Source organism: Pseudomonas sp. ERMR1:02, assembly GCF_002277815.1.
In the GTDB taxonomy this organism is placed as follows: Bacteria; Pseudomonadota; Gammaproteobacteria; order Pseudomonadales; family Pseudomonadaceae; genus Aquipseudomonas.
Window position 1 is genome coordinate 120594 of sequence record NZ_NKJI01000007.1, and the last position, 15678, is coordinate 136271.

A 15678-nucleotide genomic window follows, 5' to 3' on the forward strand; every position below is an offset into this window, starting at 1 on the left:
CAGAAGCAGGATGTGGCGGCATAATAACAAACATATGGGCGCGCGATAGCGCCAGCTGATTTGAGGTTACAAAGCCCCGTGAATGTTGATTTGCACTGCCATAGCACGGCCTCCGATGGCGCCCTGGCGCCTGCGGTACTGGTTGCGCGTGCGTTCGAGAAAGGCGTGCGAGTCCTGGCCTTGACCGATCACGACACCCTGGAGGGCCTCGATGAGGCACGAAACGCTGCGAATGCGCTGGGGATGCAACTGGTCAACGGCGTCGAATTGTCCTGTACCTGGGGCGGCGCGACCATTCATGTGCTGGGCTATGGTTTCGACGTCGATGCCACACCGTTGGTCGAGGCGATTGCCAAATTGCACGATGGTCGTTGGCTAAGGTCCGAAGAAATAAGTCGCAAACTGGCGTTGAAGGGCATGCCTGGCGCACTGGAAGGCGCGCGGGAAGTCCAGCAGGAACTGGGCGACAGTGGCAACGCGCCGGCCCGCCCGCACTTCGCCGACTGGATGGTGCGCGAAGGTTTCGTCAAGGATCGCGCCGAAGCGTTCCGCAAATGGTTGGGTGCAGGCAAGCTGGGTGACGTCAAGCAACACTGGCCGACGCTGGAAGAAACCGTCGAAACCCTGCGTGCGGCCAAGGCCTGGGTCAGTCTGGCACACCCTTGGCACTATGATTTCACTCGCAGCAAACGTCGCCGCCTGATTGCCGACTATATTCAAGCGGGGGGCCACGCGATCGAGGTGGTCAATGGTCATCAGCCTGCCGAGCAGGTAGGCAGCCTGGCCATTCTGGCCCGCGAGTTCGGTCTGCTGGTCAGCGCCGGCAGTGATTTTCATGGCCCTGGAGGCTGGTCCGAGATCGGTGAATACCGCCCGCTCCCGGACGATCTGCCACCACTGTGGTGTCGATTCAAACATGACCCAATTATTGCCGTCGTCTGAACAGGTAGAGAATGTGAGTCAATTTTTCCAGATTCATCCGGAAAACCCGCAAGTGCGCCTGATCAAACAGGCTGTCGAGATCATCCGCAACGGCGGGGTGGTGATTTATCCCACAGACTCTTCCTACGCAATCGGTTGCCAGATCGGCGACAAGGTTGCCGTGGAGCGCGTTCGGCGCCTGCGCCAGCTCGATGAAAAGCACAACTTCGCGCTAATCTGCAGCGATCTGTCGCAATTGGGCCTGTTTGCCAAGATCGACACAGGCACCTTCCGCATTCTCAAGGCGCACTTGCCGGGGCCATACACCTTCATTCTCAACGCCACCCGCGAAGTCCCGCGGCTGCTGTTGCACCCGAAAAAGCGCACCATCGGTTTGCGGGTGCCGAGCCATCCAATCGCCTTGGCCCTGCTCGCAGAGTTGGGCGAGCCGCTGATGAGCGTGACCCTGATCATGCCAGGCGATGAAGATCCGCTCACCGATCCCTATGAGATGCGCCAGTTGCTCGAACATCAGGTCGATCTGATCATCGATGGCGGTTTCGGCGGGATCAAGGCGTCTACTGTGATCAGCCTCGCCGACGGCGAGCCGGAAGTGATCCGCGTCGGTTGCGGCGACCCTGCGCCGTTCATGGCCGAGGCCTAGATGTCCGCAGTAGAACCCGTCGACAGTCAGGCCGGAGCCCAGCAGGAGCTGCCCTTCGCCATGGTCTATGGCCAGGCGGTCATGGAAATGCCGGTGGATCTATACATCCCGCCGGATGCGCTGGAAGTCTTTCTCGAAGCCTTTGAAGGACCGCTCGACCTGCTGCTGTACCTGATCCGCAAGCAGAACATCAACATTCTCGACATCCCGGTGGCGGAAATCACTCGTCAGTACATGGGTTATGTCGAGTTGATGCAGTCGGTGCGCCTGGAGCTGGCCGCCGAGTACCTGGTGATGGCCGCGATGCTGGCCGAGATCAAGTCGCGGATGCTGCTGCCCCGTGCCGAAACCATCGAAGAAGAGGAAGACGACCCGCGCGCAGAACTGATCCGCCGCCTGCAGGAATACGAGCGCTTCAAGGCTGCCGCTGAAGGTATCGATGGCTTGAGCCGCGTCGGTCGTGACGTGGTGGTGCCAAAGCTCGATGCTCCCGAAGCCCGGGCGCGCAAGCTGTTGCCGGACGTGCGTTTGTCAGAGTTGTTGCTGTCTATGGCCGAAGTGTTGCGCCGTGGCGACATGTTCGAAAGCCACCAGGTTAGCCGCGAGGCGCTGTCCACCCGCGAACGGATGAGCGATGTGCTCGACCGGCTCAAGGGCGGCGGTTTCGTGCCGTTCGTCGAGCTGTTCACCGCTGAAGAAGGGCGGTTGGGCGTGGTAGTGACCTTTATGGCAATCCTCGAGCTGGTCAAGGAATCCTTGGTCGAGCTGGTGCAGAATGAGCCGTTCGCAGCGATCCACGTGCGAGCCCGAGCCGAATAACGAGTTGAATCATGAACCTGAGTGAACCCCGCGAGCTGGCGCCACTGCTCGAAGCCTTCCTGTTGGCCTCGGGAAAACCGCAATCGATGGAGCGCCTGTTCGAGCTCTTCGAAGAAGCCGAGCGGCCGGAGCCTGCGGTTTTCAAGAAAGCCCTGACGATTTTGGCCAAGTCCTGCGATGGCCGTGCGTTCGAGCTGAAGGAAGTCGCTTCCGGTTATCGCCTGCAAATTCGCGAAAAGTTTTCGCCGTGGGTCGGTCGTTTGTGGGAAGAGCGTCCGCAACGTTATTCCCGGGCGATGCTGGAAACCATTGCCCTGATCGCCTATCGCCAACCGATCACCCGTGGCGAGATCGAAGACGTGCGAGGCGTGGCGGTCAACAGCCAGATCGTCAAGACGCTGATGGAGCGTGAGTGGATTCGCATCGTTGGTTACCGCGAGGTGCCGGGTAAGCCGGCGATGTTCGCCACCACCAAGGCGTTTCTCGATCATTTCAACCTGAAAAACCTCGACGATTTGCCTACGCTGGCAGAACTGCGAGAGCTGGAGCCTGACCCGGTGCTTGATTTCGACGACGCGCCGGTGCCTGCCGCGTTGCAGGAATTGGCGGATGCCAGCGCCGAACCCGAAGAGCCCAAGGAAGAACCCAGTTTCCATACATTGTTGCTGGAACTGGACAGCATGGAGGAGGGGCTCAAGACTGATTTCGATGATTTGTTGCGTGATGGTGGGGTGTCCGAGGCTGATCCTGAACTCGCCAGCATTCAGCCGGAAGCCGAAGTCGACCCGTTTGAACCGGAACCAGAGCCTGAAGACGAGCACGAACCAGAAATCGAACCTGAGCAGGAAGACGACATTCTCGGCGTTGCCGAAGCTCGCGAAAAATTGCTGGCCGCCGTCGCTGCCCTTGAACAGGCGAAACCTGAGCTGAGCGATGAAGAAGCCGAGGCACTGGCCCTGGCCGAAGCCATCGAAGCCGAACGCCGCGAGGCTGAGGATTGACACAAACCCTGTAGGAGCCGAGCTTGGTCCGGGCGGCGATCCGACGATAGCGGTCCGTCAGTCAATGTGATGTTGAATTTGCCCCCGTCATCGTCGGATCGCCGCCCGGACCAAGCTCAGCTCCTACAGGTGTTAAGTCAATTTGCGCGCCACCGGTCGGCGGAAAAATCAATAACCTTGCGTCTATCAGCTAGTCTCTGATGCGCGAACGCCGTCATGAGCGTATGATTCGCGACCCTTCGACGATCCCCCGTCAAAGTTACAGTTTTCAATGCGTCAGGCCCCTCAATTCAGAGCGTCCTGAACAGACCACACCGGGAGGTGCCCAGATGAGTATCAACGACCAGCAAGACCACCAGCCAATCGGCCCAGCAGGCGAAAAACTGCAAAAAGTCCTCGCCCGTATCGGCGTCGGCTCGCGCCGTGACGTGGAAGCCTGGATCAGCCACGGCCGCATCAAGGTCAATGGCAAAGACGCCACCCTCGGTCAGCGCGTCGATATGCATGACGCCATCACCATCGATGGCAAGGTGATCAAGCGCGAAGAAGCCGCCGAGTCGGTACGCCGCGTGATCATGTACAACAAACCCGATGGTGAAATCTGCACCCGTGTCGACCCGGAAGGTCGTCCGACCGTGTTCGACAAGATGCCGCGTCCGAAAGAAGGTCGCTGGATCAACATCGGTCGTCTGGACATCAACACCACCGGTCTGCTGATGTTCACTACCGACGGTGAGCTGGCGAACCGCCTGATGCACCCTTCCTACGAAATGGATCGTGAATACGCGGTACGTGTGCGTGGTGAAGTGGACGACGAGATGATCGAGCGCCTGAAAGCGGGCGTAGTGCTCGAAGACGGCCCGGCCAAGTTCACTGACATCAAGCAGGCACCCGGTGGCGAAGGTTTCAACCACTGGTACCACTGCGTGGTGATGGAAGGCCGTAACCGTGAGGTTCGTCGTCTGTGGGAATCCCAGGGCCTGGTGGTCAGCCGTCTGAAGCGCGTGCGTTTCGGTCCGGTGTTCCTCAACTCCGACCTGCCGATGGGCCGCTGGCGCGAAATGAGCCAGTACGAAGTCGACATTTTGAGCGCTGAAGTGGGCCTGACCCCGGTGGCCATGCCGCAGATGACCGCCAAGAGCAAAGACAAGCTTGAGCGTATGCAGCGTAAATCGTCGCGGCCAATGGCCAAGACCGAGCGTGTGCGAACCCTGCGTCCAGCCACTGGTGAGCCAGCTACCAGCCCGCGAGCAAACCGTGAGCCGCAGATCGAAGGCGAGCGTGCGGGTCGTAAGCCTGCTGCACGCCAGGACGGTGAGCGCGGCCCACGCACTCCGCGTCCGGCCAACGGTCGCACCGAGCGTGGCGAAGGTCGTGGTGCCCCAGCCGGTCGCGGTACGCCGGTGGCGGACCGTCCGGCCGACACCAAGCGCCCGGCCAAGCCTGCGCCGAAGCGTCCGGGGATCAAACTGGTCGACGGTGACAAGCCGTCGGGCAAGCGTCGCGGTGCACCGGCTGGTTCCGGGCAGCGTCCTGGATTTGGTCGTCGCAAGCCGGAGTGAAGCAGCGGTAAGCTTCAACCGGCAAGCTACAAGTGAAACGCCAGCCTTCGGGTTGGCGTTTTTTTTTTGGGTGCGCCAGGCATGGCGCGTTGCGCGCAAGCGCAACCAGCTTGGCTGTGGTGGCCTCGCTGGTGACTTGGAGGTGAAAGTCCTCTACACACCCGGCAAGGGGAAGTGTTAGCCAGAGGCAAGGGTGTCGCGGGTGACCGCGAATCTGAAGGAAGCCCGAGGCAAAATGCTGGCCTGACGAACAGGAAGCGGATAGAGGCGGCGCAGCGGGGTAAGGCGGCCCAAACCGTCAAAGCCCAATACTTGCACGGAACGCTGCGACGTAGATCCGACAGGCATAAGCAGGAAGGTCGCGCGAATTACCCTGGGAGATCTGCACGTTTGCCACTGTGCTACCGCGCGTCGAGAGGCGACGGGATGAGCGTGCAGAAGTCAGCCGAAGCCGTAGTAAGTGACGAATAACCCCGTCGCCAAGGGCCGAACAGGTTATGCCGCCAGTAGGCGTCAAAGTCTCGTTGAATACCGAAATGCAGAAATTTCTCCCAGAGAAGACTGTTACCCCGAGTCCCGGACAGTATCCGAGGATAACGGCTGGCAGCGCAAAGGTATCGGCGGCGTCTGTGACGTGGACGAACGCGGAGTCGGACATGCTTATGGAACGGGTGCTTGCACCGGCTAATCTTAGGCGTGCGTATAAACGCGTGGTCAGCAACAAGGGCGCGCCGGGTGCCGATGGCATGACGGTCGACGACTTGGCGAACTACGTGAAACAGTATTGGCCGATCCTCAAGGCACGGTTGCTGGCCGGCGAGTATCACCCGCAAGGTGTGCGCGCCGTCGACATCCCCAAACCTAAAGGTGGAACACGGCAACTGGGTATTCCCAATGTCGTGGATCGCCTGATCCAGCAGGCACTGCTGCAACAGCTCACGCCGATTTTCGATCCTCTGTTCTCGGATTACAGCTACGGTTTTCGTCCGGGCAGAAGCGCTCATCAAGCCATTGAAACTGCTCGCGGTCATGTGGCGGCAGGGCATCGCTGGTGCGTGGAACTGGATCTTGAGAAGTTCTTTGATCGGGTTAATCACGACATCCTGATGGCTTACGTGGCGCGTCAAATCGAAGATAAGCGCGTGCTCAAGTTGATCCGTCGTTACTTCGAAGCGGGAACGATGTCAGGCGGTATTGCCAGCCGACGGCAGGAGGGGACGCCGCAAGGCGGCCCGCTCTCGCCGTTGCTGTCGAACATCCTGCTCAACGAACTCGACCGCGAGCTGGAACGACGGGGCTATCGATTCGTACGCTATGCCGACGATGCGAACATCTATGTGTGCAGTCGTCGTGCTGGTGAACGAGTGATGAGAAGTGTTGAGCGCTTCCTGAATCAGCGCCTGAAACTGACGCTGAACCGGGAAAAGAGCCGTGTGGCGCGGCCCTGGGTCTGTGATTACTTGGGCTATGGGATGAGCTGGCATCAACAGCCGAGGCTGAGAGTGGCGACGACGAGTCTGGGTCGCTTGCGCGGCCGACTCAGAGATCTGCTGCGCAGAGCACGAGGCCACAAGATGGCGAATATCATCGAGCGGATAAACCCCGTGCTACGCGGATGGGCTGGCTACTTCAAGCTGAGCCAGAGCAAGCGGCCACTTGAGGAACTGGACGGCTGGGTGCGGCACAAGCTTCGTTGTGTCGTCTGGCGTCAATGGAAGCGGCCCTTTACAAGGGCGCGCAACTTGATACGTCTGGGACTCAATGAAGCGCGGGCGTGGAAATCGGCAGTCAATGGCCGAGGCCCATGGTGGAACTCGGGAGCGCCCCATATGAATCAGGCGCTACCGAAGAAGCTGTGGGATCGACTCGGGTTAGTCTCGGTACTGGATACGATAAACCGGCTTAGCCGCATAGCTTGAACCGCCGTATACGGAACCGTATGTACGGTGGTGTGAGAGGACGGCGGCTGTGAGGCCGCCTCCTACTCGATCCTGGCTTAAGTGATGTGTTGTTTGTCAGTCCGTCATCGCGGGCAAGCCTCGCTCCTACAGGTTTGGCGCGTTCCCTGTAGGAGCGAGGCTTGCACGCGAAGGCGTCTGCGGTAACGCCACCGTCTCTGAATGGAAAGCTGGCGTTACGCCTTGTAAAGAAATCCTGACGAATTTCGCCGATTGGTCCCCTGGAATCATCATCTCGCAAAAGATGTAAGAAAAATCTTCCGCCCTACAATTTTTCCTGACGCATCCCAGCGCTCTAGCCCGCTTGTTTCCAGACCCCATGCAAGGTGTCATGCGCTCCATGCCTGTCGTGCAGGTGCATAACAAAAAGGAGGCGCAATGAACGCCGCAATCCATTTCCAGCTCTCAGCGTGGGCCGGTTTTTCCGCCGTCCCCGTCAATGGCCCGCAAAGGCCCGACTCCCTTTTTGCAGCCGCCAGAGTCTCTCGGGGCGGACACAGGCAATCCCGGCAACCGACACACCGATTCAGTGGTGTCTGGCAGCAGGGGGTTGGCGGTGTACAATGCGCCGCGTTTTACCTGTGACCTCCTGCGCATCTGCGCAAACCTCAAGGCTATCCGCCTTGTTCACTCCGCCGCGTCACGAGCGTGTCGGGTTCGATTTCGTCACAGATAAAAACAAACAGGTGACGCATGACCGTTGTAAATACGCTGAACTCCTGGTGCCTGCGCTGGGGTTTGATCGGTGCCGCTTAACGTCGTATCCAAGCAGCAACCAAACATCATCAAACCTTGCGTGAGACCCTTTTCATGAGTGGACAAAACTCGCATTCAGGCGAGCTGAAACGCGGCCTGAAAAATCGCCACATTCAATTGATCGCCCTCGGTGGCGCGATTGGCACCGGTTTGTTCCTCGGCTCGGCCGGGGTACTGAAATCCGCCGGCCCGTCGATGATCCTCGGCTACGCCATCTGCGGCTTTATTGCCTTCATGATCATGCGCCAACTGGGCGAAATGATCGTCGAAGAGCCAGTGGCCGGCTCCTTCAGCCACTTTGCCCACAAATACTGGGGCGGCTTTGCCGGCTTCCTGTCGGGCTGGAACTGTTGGATTCTGTACATTCTGGTGGGCATGTCCGAGTTGACGGCAGTCGGTAAATACATCCACTACTGGGCACCGGACATCCCGGCCTGGGCCTCGGCCGCTGCATTCTTCGTGCTGATCAACGCGATCAACCTGGCCAACGTCAAAGTCTTTGGCGAAGCCGAGTTCTGGTTCGCGATCATCAAGGTCGTGGCGATTGTCGGCATGATTGCTCTGGGCAGCTACCTGCTGGTCAGCGGTCATGGTGGCCCGCAAGCGTCGGTCAGCAACCTGTGGTCCCACGGCGGTTTCTTCCCTAATGGCGTCAGCGGTCTGGTGATGGCCATGGCGATCATCATGTTCTCCTTCGGCGGCCTGGAAATGCTCGGTTTCACTGCCGCTGAAGCCGACAAGCCGAAAACCGTGATCCCGAAAGCGATCAACCAGGTGATCTACCGGATCCTGATTTTCTACATCGGTGCACTGGTCATTCTGCTGTCGCTGACGCCGTGGGACAGCTTGCTGGCCACTCTGAACGCGTCCGGTGATTCTTACAGCGGCAGCCCGTTCGTGCAGGTGTTCTCGATGCTTGGCAGCAACACTGCTGCGCACATCCTCAACTTTGTGGTCCTGACCGCGGCGTTGTCGGTTTACAACAGTGGCACCTACTGCAACAGCCGCATGCTGCTGGGTATGGCAGAGCAGGGCGATGCACCGAAAGCTCTGGCGAAGATCGACAAGCGCGGTGTGCCGGTGCGTTCGATCCTCGCTTCGGCTGCCGTGACGCTGATCGCGGTATTGCTGAACTACCTGATCCCGCAAAACGCGCTGGAACTGTTGATGTCGCTGGTCGTGGCCACGCTGGTGATCAACTGGGCGATGATCAGCTACTCGCACTTCAAGTTCCGCCAGCACATGAACAAAACCGGACAGACGTCGCTGTTCAAGGCCCTGTGGTACCCGTACGGGAACTACATCTGCCTGGCGTTCGTGGTGTTTATTCTCGGCGTGATGCTGTTGATCCCGGGGATCCAGATATCGGTGTACGCGATTCCGGTTTGGATCGTGTTCATGTGGGTTTGCTACGGCATCAAGAACAAGCGTCGTGATTCCGCTGCTGCTGTAGTTAGTACTGCCACGCGATAGGAAATAGATCGGCTGGCAATGTAAACGAAATGCCCGTATCGCAAGGTGCGAGCATTTCTGCATATCGCTGGTCCTGTAGGAGCCGGCTTGCTGGCGATAACGGTCTGTCAGATGTAATGAATGTGACTGATACGCCGCCATCGCCAGCAAGCCGGCTCCTACAGGTTCACGTCATGGCGCATTATTTTTCAGACTTCAGAAACGCAAATGCCCCGACAAGTCGGGGCATTTGTTGTTCAGACGTTCGGCTTACATGTTCGGGTAAGTCGGGCCGCCAGCACCTTCCGGTGTCACCCAGGTGATGTTCTGTGCAGGGTCCTTGATGTCGCAGGTCTTGCAGTGAACACAGTTCTGGGCGTTGATCTGGAAGCGCTTCTCGCCGTCTTCCTTGGTTACCACTTCATACACGCCGGCCGGGCAGTAGCGCTGGGCCGGTTCGTCGTACAGTGGCAGGTTCTTGCTGATCGGGATGCTTGGATCGGTCAGCTTCAGGTGGCACGGCTGCTCTTCTTCGTGGTTGGTACCCGAGATGAACACCGAGCTCAATTTGTCGAAGCTGATTTTGCCATCCGGTTTCGGGTAGTCGATTTTCTTGCAGTCGGCCGCCAGTTTCAGGCAAGCGTAATCCGGCTTGGTGTCGTGCAGGGTGAACGGCAGTTTGCCGCCGAAGATGTTCTGGTCCAGCCAGTTGAAACCGCCGCCGACGATGGCGCCGTACTTGTGGATCGCCGGGCCGAAGTTGCGGCTGGCGAACAGTTCTTCGTACAGCCAGCTGTTCTTGAAGCTGTCGACGTAAGCGGTGAGTTCGTCGCCGCCTTCGGACTCGGCGAACAGGCGATCGGCCACGGCGTCAGCGGCGAGCATGCCGGATTTCATCGCAGTGTGGCTGCCTTTGATCTTGGCGAAGTTCAGGGTGCCAAGGTCGCAACCGATCAGCGCGCCGCCCTTGAAGACCATTTTCGGCAGCGAGTTCAGGCCGCCCTTGGAGATGGCGCGGGCACCGTAGCTGATGCGCTTGCCGCCTTCCAGGTACTGTTTGAGTACCGGGTGATGCTTGAGGCGCTGGAACTCGTCGAACGGCGACAGGAAAGTGTTGCTGTAAGACAGGTCGACGATGAGACCGACCACCACCTGATTGTTTTCGAGGTGGTAGAGGAACGAGCCACCGGTATTCTCGGTGCCCATGATGTCCATCGGCCAACCGGCGGTGTGGACCACCAGGCCTGGTTGATGCTTGGCCGGATCGACTTCCCAGATTTCCTTCAGTCCGATGCCGTAGTGCTGGACGTCGGAATCGTTGTCGAGGTTGAAACGCTTGATCAGTTGCTTGCCGATGTGGCCGCGGCAACCTTCGGCGAACAGCGTGTACTTGCCACGCAGCTCCATTCCCGGGGTGTACAGGCCTTCTTTCGGATGGCCTTCGCGGTCAACGCCCAGATCGCCGGTGATGATTCCGCGAACCACGCCGTTTTCGTCGAACAGTGCTTCCTGAGCGGCGAAGCCCGGGTAGATTTCCACGCCCAGATTCTCGGCCTGCTGAGCCAGCCATCGGCACAGATTGCCCAGGGAGATAATGTAGTTGCCTTCGTTGTGCATGGTCTTGGGCACAAAGAAGTCTGGAATTTTTTGCGCGCTTTCAGCGTTCTTGAGAACGAAAATGTCATCGCGCGTGACCGGCGTGTTCAGCGGCGCGCCGAGTTCTTTCCAGTCCGGGAACAATTCGTTCAGGGCCCGTGGCTCGAACACGGCACCGGACAGGATGTGAGCACCGACTTCAGAGCCTTTTTCAACCACGCAGACGCTGATTTCCTTACCGGCTTCGGCGGCCTTCTGCTTCAATCGGCAGGCGGCGGACAGGCCAGCGGGGCCGGCACCGACGATGACCACGTCGAATTCCATGTATTCGCGTTCCACAGGCTATCTCCTACTCAAGGCTCAACAGTTTTTTCTAATTTTTAAGGTTTGGTGTCGCATCCATGAATCCCGGCGCAACGTCGGGAGAGGACAATCGATCAGCCACCTTTCTCTTTGGGTGGCGCATTATATCTACACCACTCTCAGGGTCCAATACAAACGTTTGTTTGAATTGGCTCCAGGCCAGAGAAATCAAAGTCACGAGGGTTATGAACGGCTATTTTTCCGTATTGACCGGAATAGGTGTTCCGGTCAAGATACGGGCGGTTTTGCGCTCGCCGTAGGCTAGCTGGTGGTTTCAAGAGCACCTCTAAAGACAGGCGATGGCAGTACAAGGTGATGCGCCGTTCAGGTTAGCTGCGCAGTTTACACGCCGCGATATCGAATGACTTGTTAGTCACCACTGACGAACGGTCAAGAGCATCGTGAGCGATCGTCACTTGACACGTATGCCGGCGTTTTTAGAGGTGCCCTTGCGCCCGATGAGCATCAACCGCCAGGTTCGCCTAGGCGACTTTCTTTTCACCGGAGAGTAACGAGGAATCCATGAAGGTTCTTGTAGCTGTCAAACGTGTTGTGGATTACAACGTCAAGGTTCGCGTCAAGGCGGACAATTCCGGCGTCGACCTCGCCAACGTCAAGATGTCGATGAACCCATTCTGCGAAATCGCAGTGGAAGAAGCCGTACGCCTGAAAGAGAAAGGCGTTGCGACTGAAATCGTCGTCGTCTCCGTGGGCCCGACTACCGCTCAAGAGCAACTGCGCACTGCGCTGGCTCTGGGTGCCGACCGAGCCATCCTCGTCGAATCCGCCGAAGATCTGACTTCCCTGGCCGTTGCCAAGCTGTTGAAAGCTGTTGTCGACAAGGAACAGCCTCAGCTGGTGATCCTTGGCAAACAAGCCATCGACAGCGACAACAACCAGACTGGCCAGATGCTCGCTGCATTGAGCGGCTACGGTCAGGGTACGTTCGCCTCCAAAGTCGAAATCAGCGGCGACAGCGTTGCCGTGACTCGCGAAGTCGACGGCGGCGCACAGACAGTTTCCCTGAAACTGCCGGCCATCGTCACCACCGACCTGCGTTTGAACGAGCCGCGCTACGCGTCCCTGCCAAACATCATGAAAGCCAAGAAGAAGCCTCTCGAAGTGCTGACTCCGGACGCTTTGGGCGTTTCCACCGCCTCCACCAACAAGACCGTGAAAGTCGAAGCGCCTGCTGCACGCAGCGCGGGTATCAAGGTCAAGTCGGTGGCTGAACTGGTCGAGAAACTGAAAAACGAAGCGAAGGTAATCTGATCATGACTATCTTGGTAATCGCCGAACACGACAACAAGGTAGTGGCTCCGGCCACCCTGAACACCATTGCTGCCGCCGCCAAAATCGGTGGTGACATCCACGTTCTGGTTGCAGGCCAGGGCGTTGGCGCCGTGGCTGAAGCCGCTGCGAAAATCGCTGGCGTGGCTAAAGTGCTGGTGGCCGACAACGCCGCTTACGCTCACCAACTGCCGGAAAACGTTGCGCCACTGGTAGCTGAGCTTGGCAAGGGCTACAGCCACATCCTGGCTGCCGCTACTTCCAACGGCAAAAACATCCTGCCGCGCGTTGCCGCTGCGCTGGACGTTGACCAGATCTCCGAGATCATCTCGGTAGAAAGTGCCGACACCTTCAAGCGTCCGATCTACGCCGGTAACGCCATCGCTACCGTTCAGTCGAACGCTGCGGTCAAAGTGATCACCGTGCGTGCCACCGGTTTCGACCCGGTTGCAGCTGAAGGTGGTTCCGCTTCCGTTGAAGCCGTTGCTGCTGCTCACGACGCCGGGATCTCCAGCTTCGTCGGCGAAGAACTGGCCAAGTCCGATCGTCCGGAACTGACCGCTGCCAAGATCGTCGTTTCGGGCGGTCGCGGCATGCAGAACGGTGACAACTTCAAACACCTGTACGCCCTGGCCGACAAGCTGGGCGCTGCTGTCGGCGCTTCCCGCGCCGCGGTCGACGCAGGTTTCGTACCCAACGACATGCAGGTCGGTCAGACCGGCAAGATCGTTGCTCCACAGTTGTACATCGCCGTCGGTATCTCCGGCGCGATCCAGCACCTGGCCGGCATGAAAGACTCCAAGGTGATCGTTGCGATCAACAAGGACGAAGAAGCGCCGATCTTCCAGGTGGCCGATTACGGCCTGGTGGCGGACCTGTTCGAAGCCATCCCTGAGTTCGAGAAGCTGGTCTAATCCAGCTGCTTAACTTATAAAGAGCCCGACCATTTGGTCGGGCTTTTTTTTGTCTTTCTGTAGGAGCCGGCTTGCTGGCGATGGCGATCTCGAGGACGCCATCGCCAGCAAGCCGGCTCCTACAGGGGGGATCTAACCGGGTTTGAGTGGAGTGTATTGCCATGGATCTGCGCCGCGTGTGTGGCTGGTCAATGCTGGTGGGGTTGGCGTTGCTGCCGGGATTTTCCAATGCTGCGGGCAAGTGCGAACGCCTGATTGTCACCGGTAGCCCAGATGCGCCACCGTACCTGTGGCAAGACCCGCAGAACCCCAAACATCTGATCGGCGCCAGTGCCGACTTGCTACAGCAAGTGGCAGGGGAGTTGGGCATCAAGGTCGAACTGCTTTACGCCGGCAAACGCTTTCAGGCCCTGGACGAAGTACGCAGTGGCCGCATGGACATGCTGGCCGATGCATCGTTGACGGTCAGTGAGTTTGATTTCCTGGACTACATTCATCCGCCGTTGCTGGAGAACGATTACCTGGTCTGGACCCGCAAGGATTCGCCACTGGTCTACAACGACGTGCAGGACCTGCACGGTCATTCCGGCGCCGTGTCGGAAAAGTCTCGGTTGACCTCGGCATTCGGCACTTTCGCCGAGCAGCACTTGACCCTGACCCGTACGTCCAATCTGACCCAGGCCTTTCAGAAATTGCTTTTGGGTGAGGTGGAATATGTCCTGGCCGGCCGTTACTCGGGCATGGCGATGGCGCAGACGCTGGGCATGGCCAATGACCTGATCGTGCGCGGGCAACCAGTCGACAAGCCGGGACTGTATCTGGCGGTTTCCCATAACTCGGCCTGCAACGATCCGTGGTTGCGCGGACAGTTGGCCAAAAAGATGACAGAATTGCCCGCGTCCGGACTGACGGAGGCTGTGCTGCAACGCAATATCGAGCGTTGGGATACGCAGCAGAAACATCCTGTCAGTACCCAAAACAGTAGGGATTTTTAGTGAGTATTCGACCTCTTTTCGCTGCCCTGGCCATTCTGGCTCTGGCGGGTTGTGCAGCCGATCCGGCGCCGAATGAACAAATGCGCCTGACCGCACAGGCTCTCGAACAAGCCAAGGCCGTTGGCGCCACTGCCGATGAAGTGCCGGAAATGAAACTGGCCGAAGAAAATACAATCGCGCCAAGGGCAGCATGGCCGATCAATCCTTCAAGAACGCGCGCATGCGATCCGAGCAGGCCGAACTGGACGCGCGTCTGGCTGAGGCCCGGGTCCTGACACTCAAGAGTGAGGAGCAGTTGAGCGTGCTCAATACCCGCATCGCCCGCCTGCGCAAGCAATTGGGAGATGCCCAATGAGACTCGGGTCCAAGGTTATCGGCGGTTTGATCCTGGCAGGTTGCGCGAGCCTTTACGGCTGTGCCGGTCAGCATAGTGAAGTGGCGTTGCAGCAGGCCGGTGCCGACTTCCAGAAGGTCAAGGAAGACTCCAACGTGTTGCGAATCGCGCCCAAGGACGTGATTCGCGCCGGTGAGTCCCTGGCCCGCGCCGATCGTTTGTCCAGCTACTGGGGCAGCGGTTCGGATGTAGCGCATTACGCCTACCTGAGCCAGCGCTACAGCGAAATCGCTCGGGAGCACACCAATCAGGTGCTAAACGAAGAGCGCACCGCGAAGCTCGAACTGGAACGCCAGCGCCTGCAACTGGCCTTGCGCGAATCCAAGCTGCTCAGCGTGCAGCAGCAGGGCAAATGGCTCGAAGAGCAGATTGTGGCGCTGGCCACCACGCAGACCGACCGCGGTCTGGTGATGACCTTGGGCGATGTTCTGTTCGACACCGGTGAAGCGGAGCTGAAAAACTCGGCCAACCGCGTGGTATTGAAGATCGTGCAGTTCCTGCAGCTCAACCCCAAGCGTGTAGTGCGTATCGAAGGCTATGCCGACAGTACCGGCGGCAAGCAGGAAAACCTCAAGCTGTCCCGTGACCGTGCGCAATCGGTAGCGGACGTGCTGATGGACCTGGGCATCGACGACAAGCGCATTCAGGTCGAAGGGTACGGCGACGAGTACCCGGTGGACGCCAACGCTTCCGAGCGGGGGCGCGCGCAGAATCGTCGGGTGGAAATTGTGTTCTCCGACGAAAAAGGCCAGCTAGGCGCCGCTCGTTAAACTCTGCATCAGGGTGACTCTGAAGATCCTGCATTAGCTGCGTAGGAGCGAGGCTTGCCCGCGAATGCGTTCTGGCAGTCGACATTTCTGTTGAAAGTGATGGACTCTTCGCGGGCAAGCCTCGCTCCTACGCAGCTCCTGCAACCCGGCCTGCCAGTCAGCGCCGGGTTTTTTTGCGCCTCCCAAATGCCCCGCAATTTTCAGTAAAAGCAGTACAGATTTT

General features: G+C 58.8%; 12 protein-coding genes and 1 pseudogene. 12 read left to right on the forward strand and 1 reads right to left on the reverse strand.

The window, feature by feature from the left end; all coding sequences use genetic code 11:
- Positions 1-78: 78 nt before the first annotated feature.
- From CES87_RS15245 to CES87_RS15275, 7 genes are all read left to right on the forward strand, one after another.
- Positions 79-942 carry a PHP domain-containing protein gene (locus CES87_RS15245; protein WP_128606758.1) on the forward strand — a complete coding sequence of 288 codons (864 nt, stop codon included), beginning with the start codon at positions 79-81 and terminating at the stop codon, positions 940-942.
- A 13-nt stretch (positions 943-955) separates the two neighbouring features.
- Entirely contained in the window at positions 956-1585 is a 630-nt protein-coding gene (locus CES87_RS15250; protein WP_128606759.1) for an L-threonylcarbamoyladenylate synthase, read from the forward strand.
- A gap of 120 nt (positions 1586-1705) precedes the next feature.
- The gene (locus tag CES87_RS15255; protein WP_178081429.1) at positions 1706-2404 is read left to right on the forward strand and encodes a ScpA family protein; all 699 of its coding nucleotides are present in this window, start codon (positions 1706-1708) and stop codon (positions 2402-2404) included.
- A gap of 11 nt (positions 2405-2415) precedes the next feature.
- Positions 2416-3405, forward strand: a complete 990-nt coding sequence (scpB, locus tag CES87_RS15260) for an SMC-Scp complex subunit ScpB (protein WP_128606761.1) — start codon at positions 2416-2418, stop codon at positions 3403-3405.
- 329 nt (positions 3406-3734) lie between these two features.
- On the forward strand, positions 3735-4967 hold the full coding sequence (gene rluB / locus CES87_RS15265) for a 23S rRNA pseudouridine(2605) synthase RluB (protein ID WP_128606762.1): 1233 nt from the start codon (positions 3735-3737) through the stop codon (positions 4965-4967).
- A gap of 497 nt (positions 4968-5464) precedes the next feature.
- Positions 5465-6886, forward strand: a complete 1422-nt coding sequence (ltrA, locus tag CES87_RS15270) for a group II intron reverse transcriptase/maturase (protein WP_128605690.1) — start codon at positions 5465-5467, stop codon at positions 6884-6886.
- A gap of 849 nt (positions 6887-7735) precedes the next feature.
- A complete protein-coding gene (locus CES87_RS15275) occupies positions 7736-9154 on the forward strand; it encodes an amino acid permease (protein ID WP_128606763.1) in 1419 nt (472 codons plus the stop codon).
- 249 nt (positions 9155-9403) lie between these two features.
- Here the strand turns inward: CES87_RS15275 and CES87_RS15280 are convergent, their stop codons facing one another.
- Positions 9404-11068, reverse strand: coding sequence for an electron transfer flavoprotein-ubiquinone oxidoreductase (locus CES87_RS15280; protein ID WP_128606764.1), 1665 nt, complete (start codon positions 11066-11068; stop codon positions 9404-9406).
- A gap of 546 nt (positions 11069-11614) precedes the next feature.
- Here CES87_RS15280 and CES87_RS15285 point away from each other — a divergent pair.
- From CES87_RS15285 to CES87_RS15305, 5 genes and pseudogenes are all read left to right on the forward strand, one after another.
- Complete coding sequence (locus CES87_RS15285) at positions 11615-12364, forward strand: electron transfer flavoprotein subunit beta/FixA family protein (protein WP_128606765.1); 750 nt, start codon at positions 11615-11617, stop codon at positions 12362-12364.
- A 2-nt stretch (positions 12365-12366) separates the two neighbouring features.
- Positions 12367-13296, forward strand: a complete 930-nt coding sequence (locus CES87_RS15290; RefSeq protein ID WP_128606766.1) for an electron transfer flavoprotein subunit alpha/FixB family protein — start codon at positions 12367-12369, stop codon at positions 13294-13296.
- A 161-nt stretch (positions 13297-13457) separates the two neighbouring features.
- Complete coding sequence (locus tag CES87_RS15295) at positions 13458-14291, forward strand: ABC transporter substrate-binding protein (RefSeq protein ID WP_128606767.1); 834 nt, start codon at positions 13458-13460, stop codon at positions 14289-14291.
- Positions 14291-14646 (forward strand): annotated as a pseudogene (locus CES87_RS15300) (DUF4398 domain-containing protein). The gene CES87_RS15295 and the pseudogene CES87_RS15300 overlap by 1 nt, the downstream one beginning before the upstream one ends.
- Positions 14643-15455: an OmpA family protein gene (locus CES87_RS15305; protein ID WP_128606768.1), complete on the forward strand. Its 813-nt coding sequence runs from the start codon at positions 14643-14645 to the stop codon at positions 15453-15455. Before CES87_RS15300 ends, CES87_RS15305 begins: the two are co-directional and overlap by 4 nt.
- Positions 15456-15678: the final 223 nt, after the last annotated feature.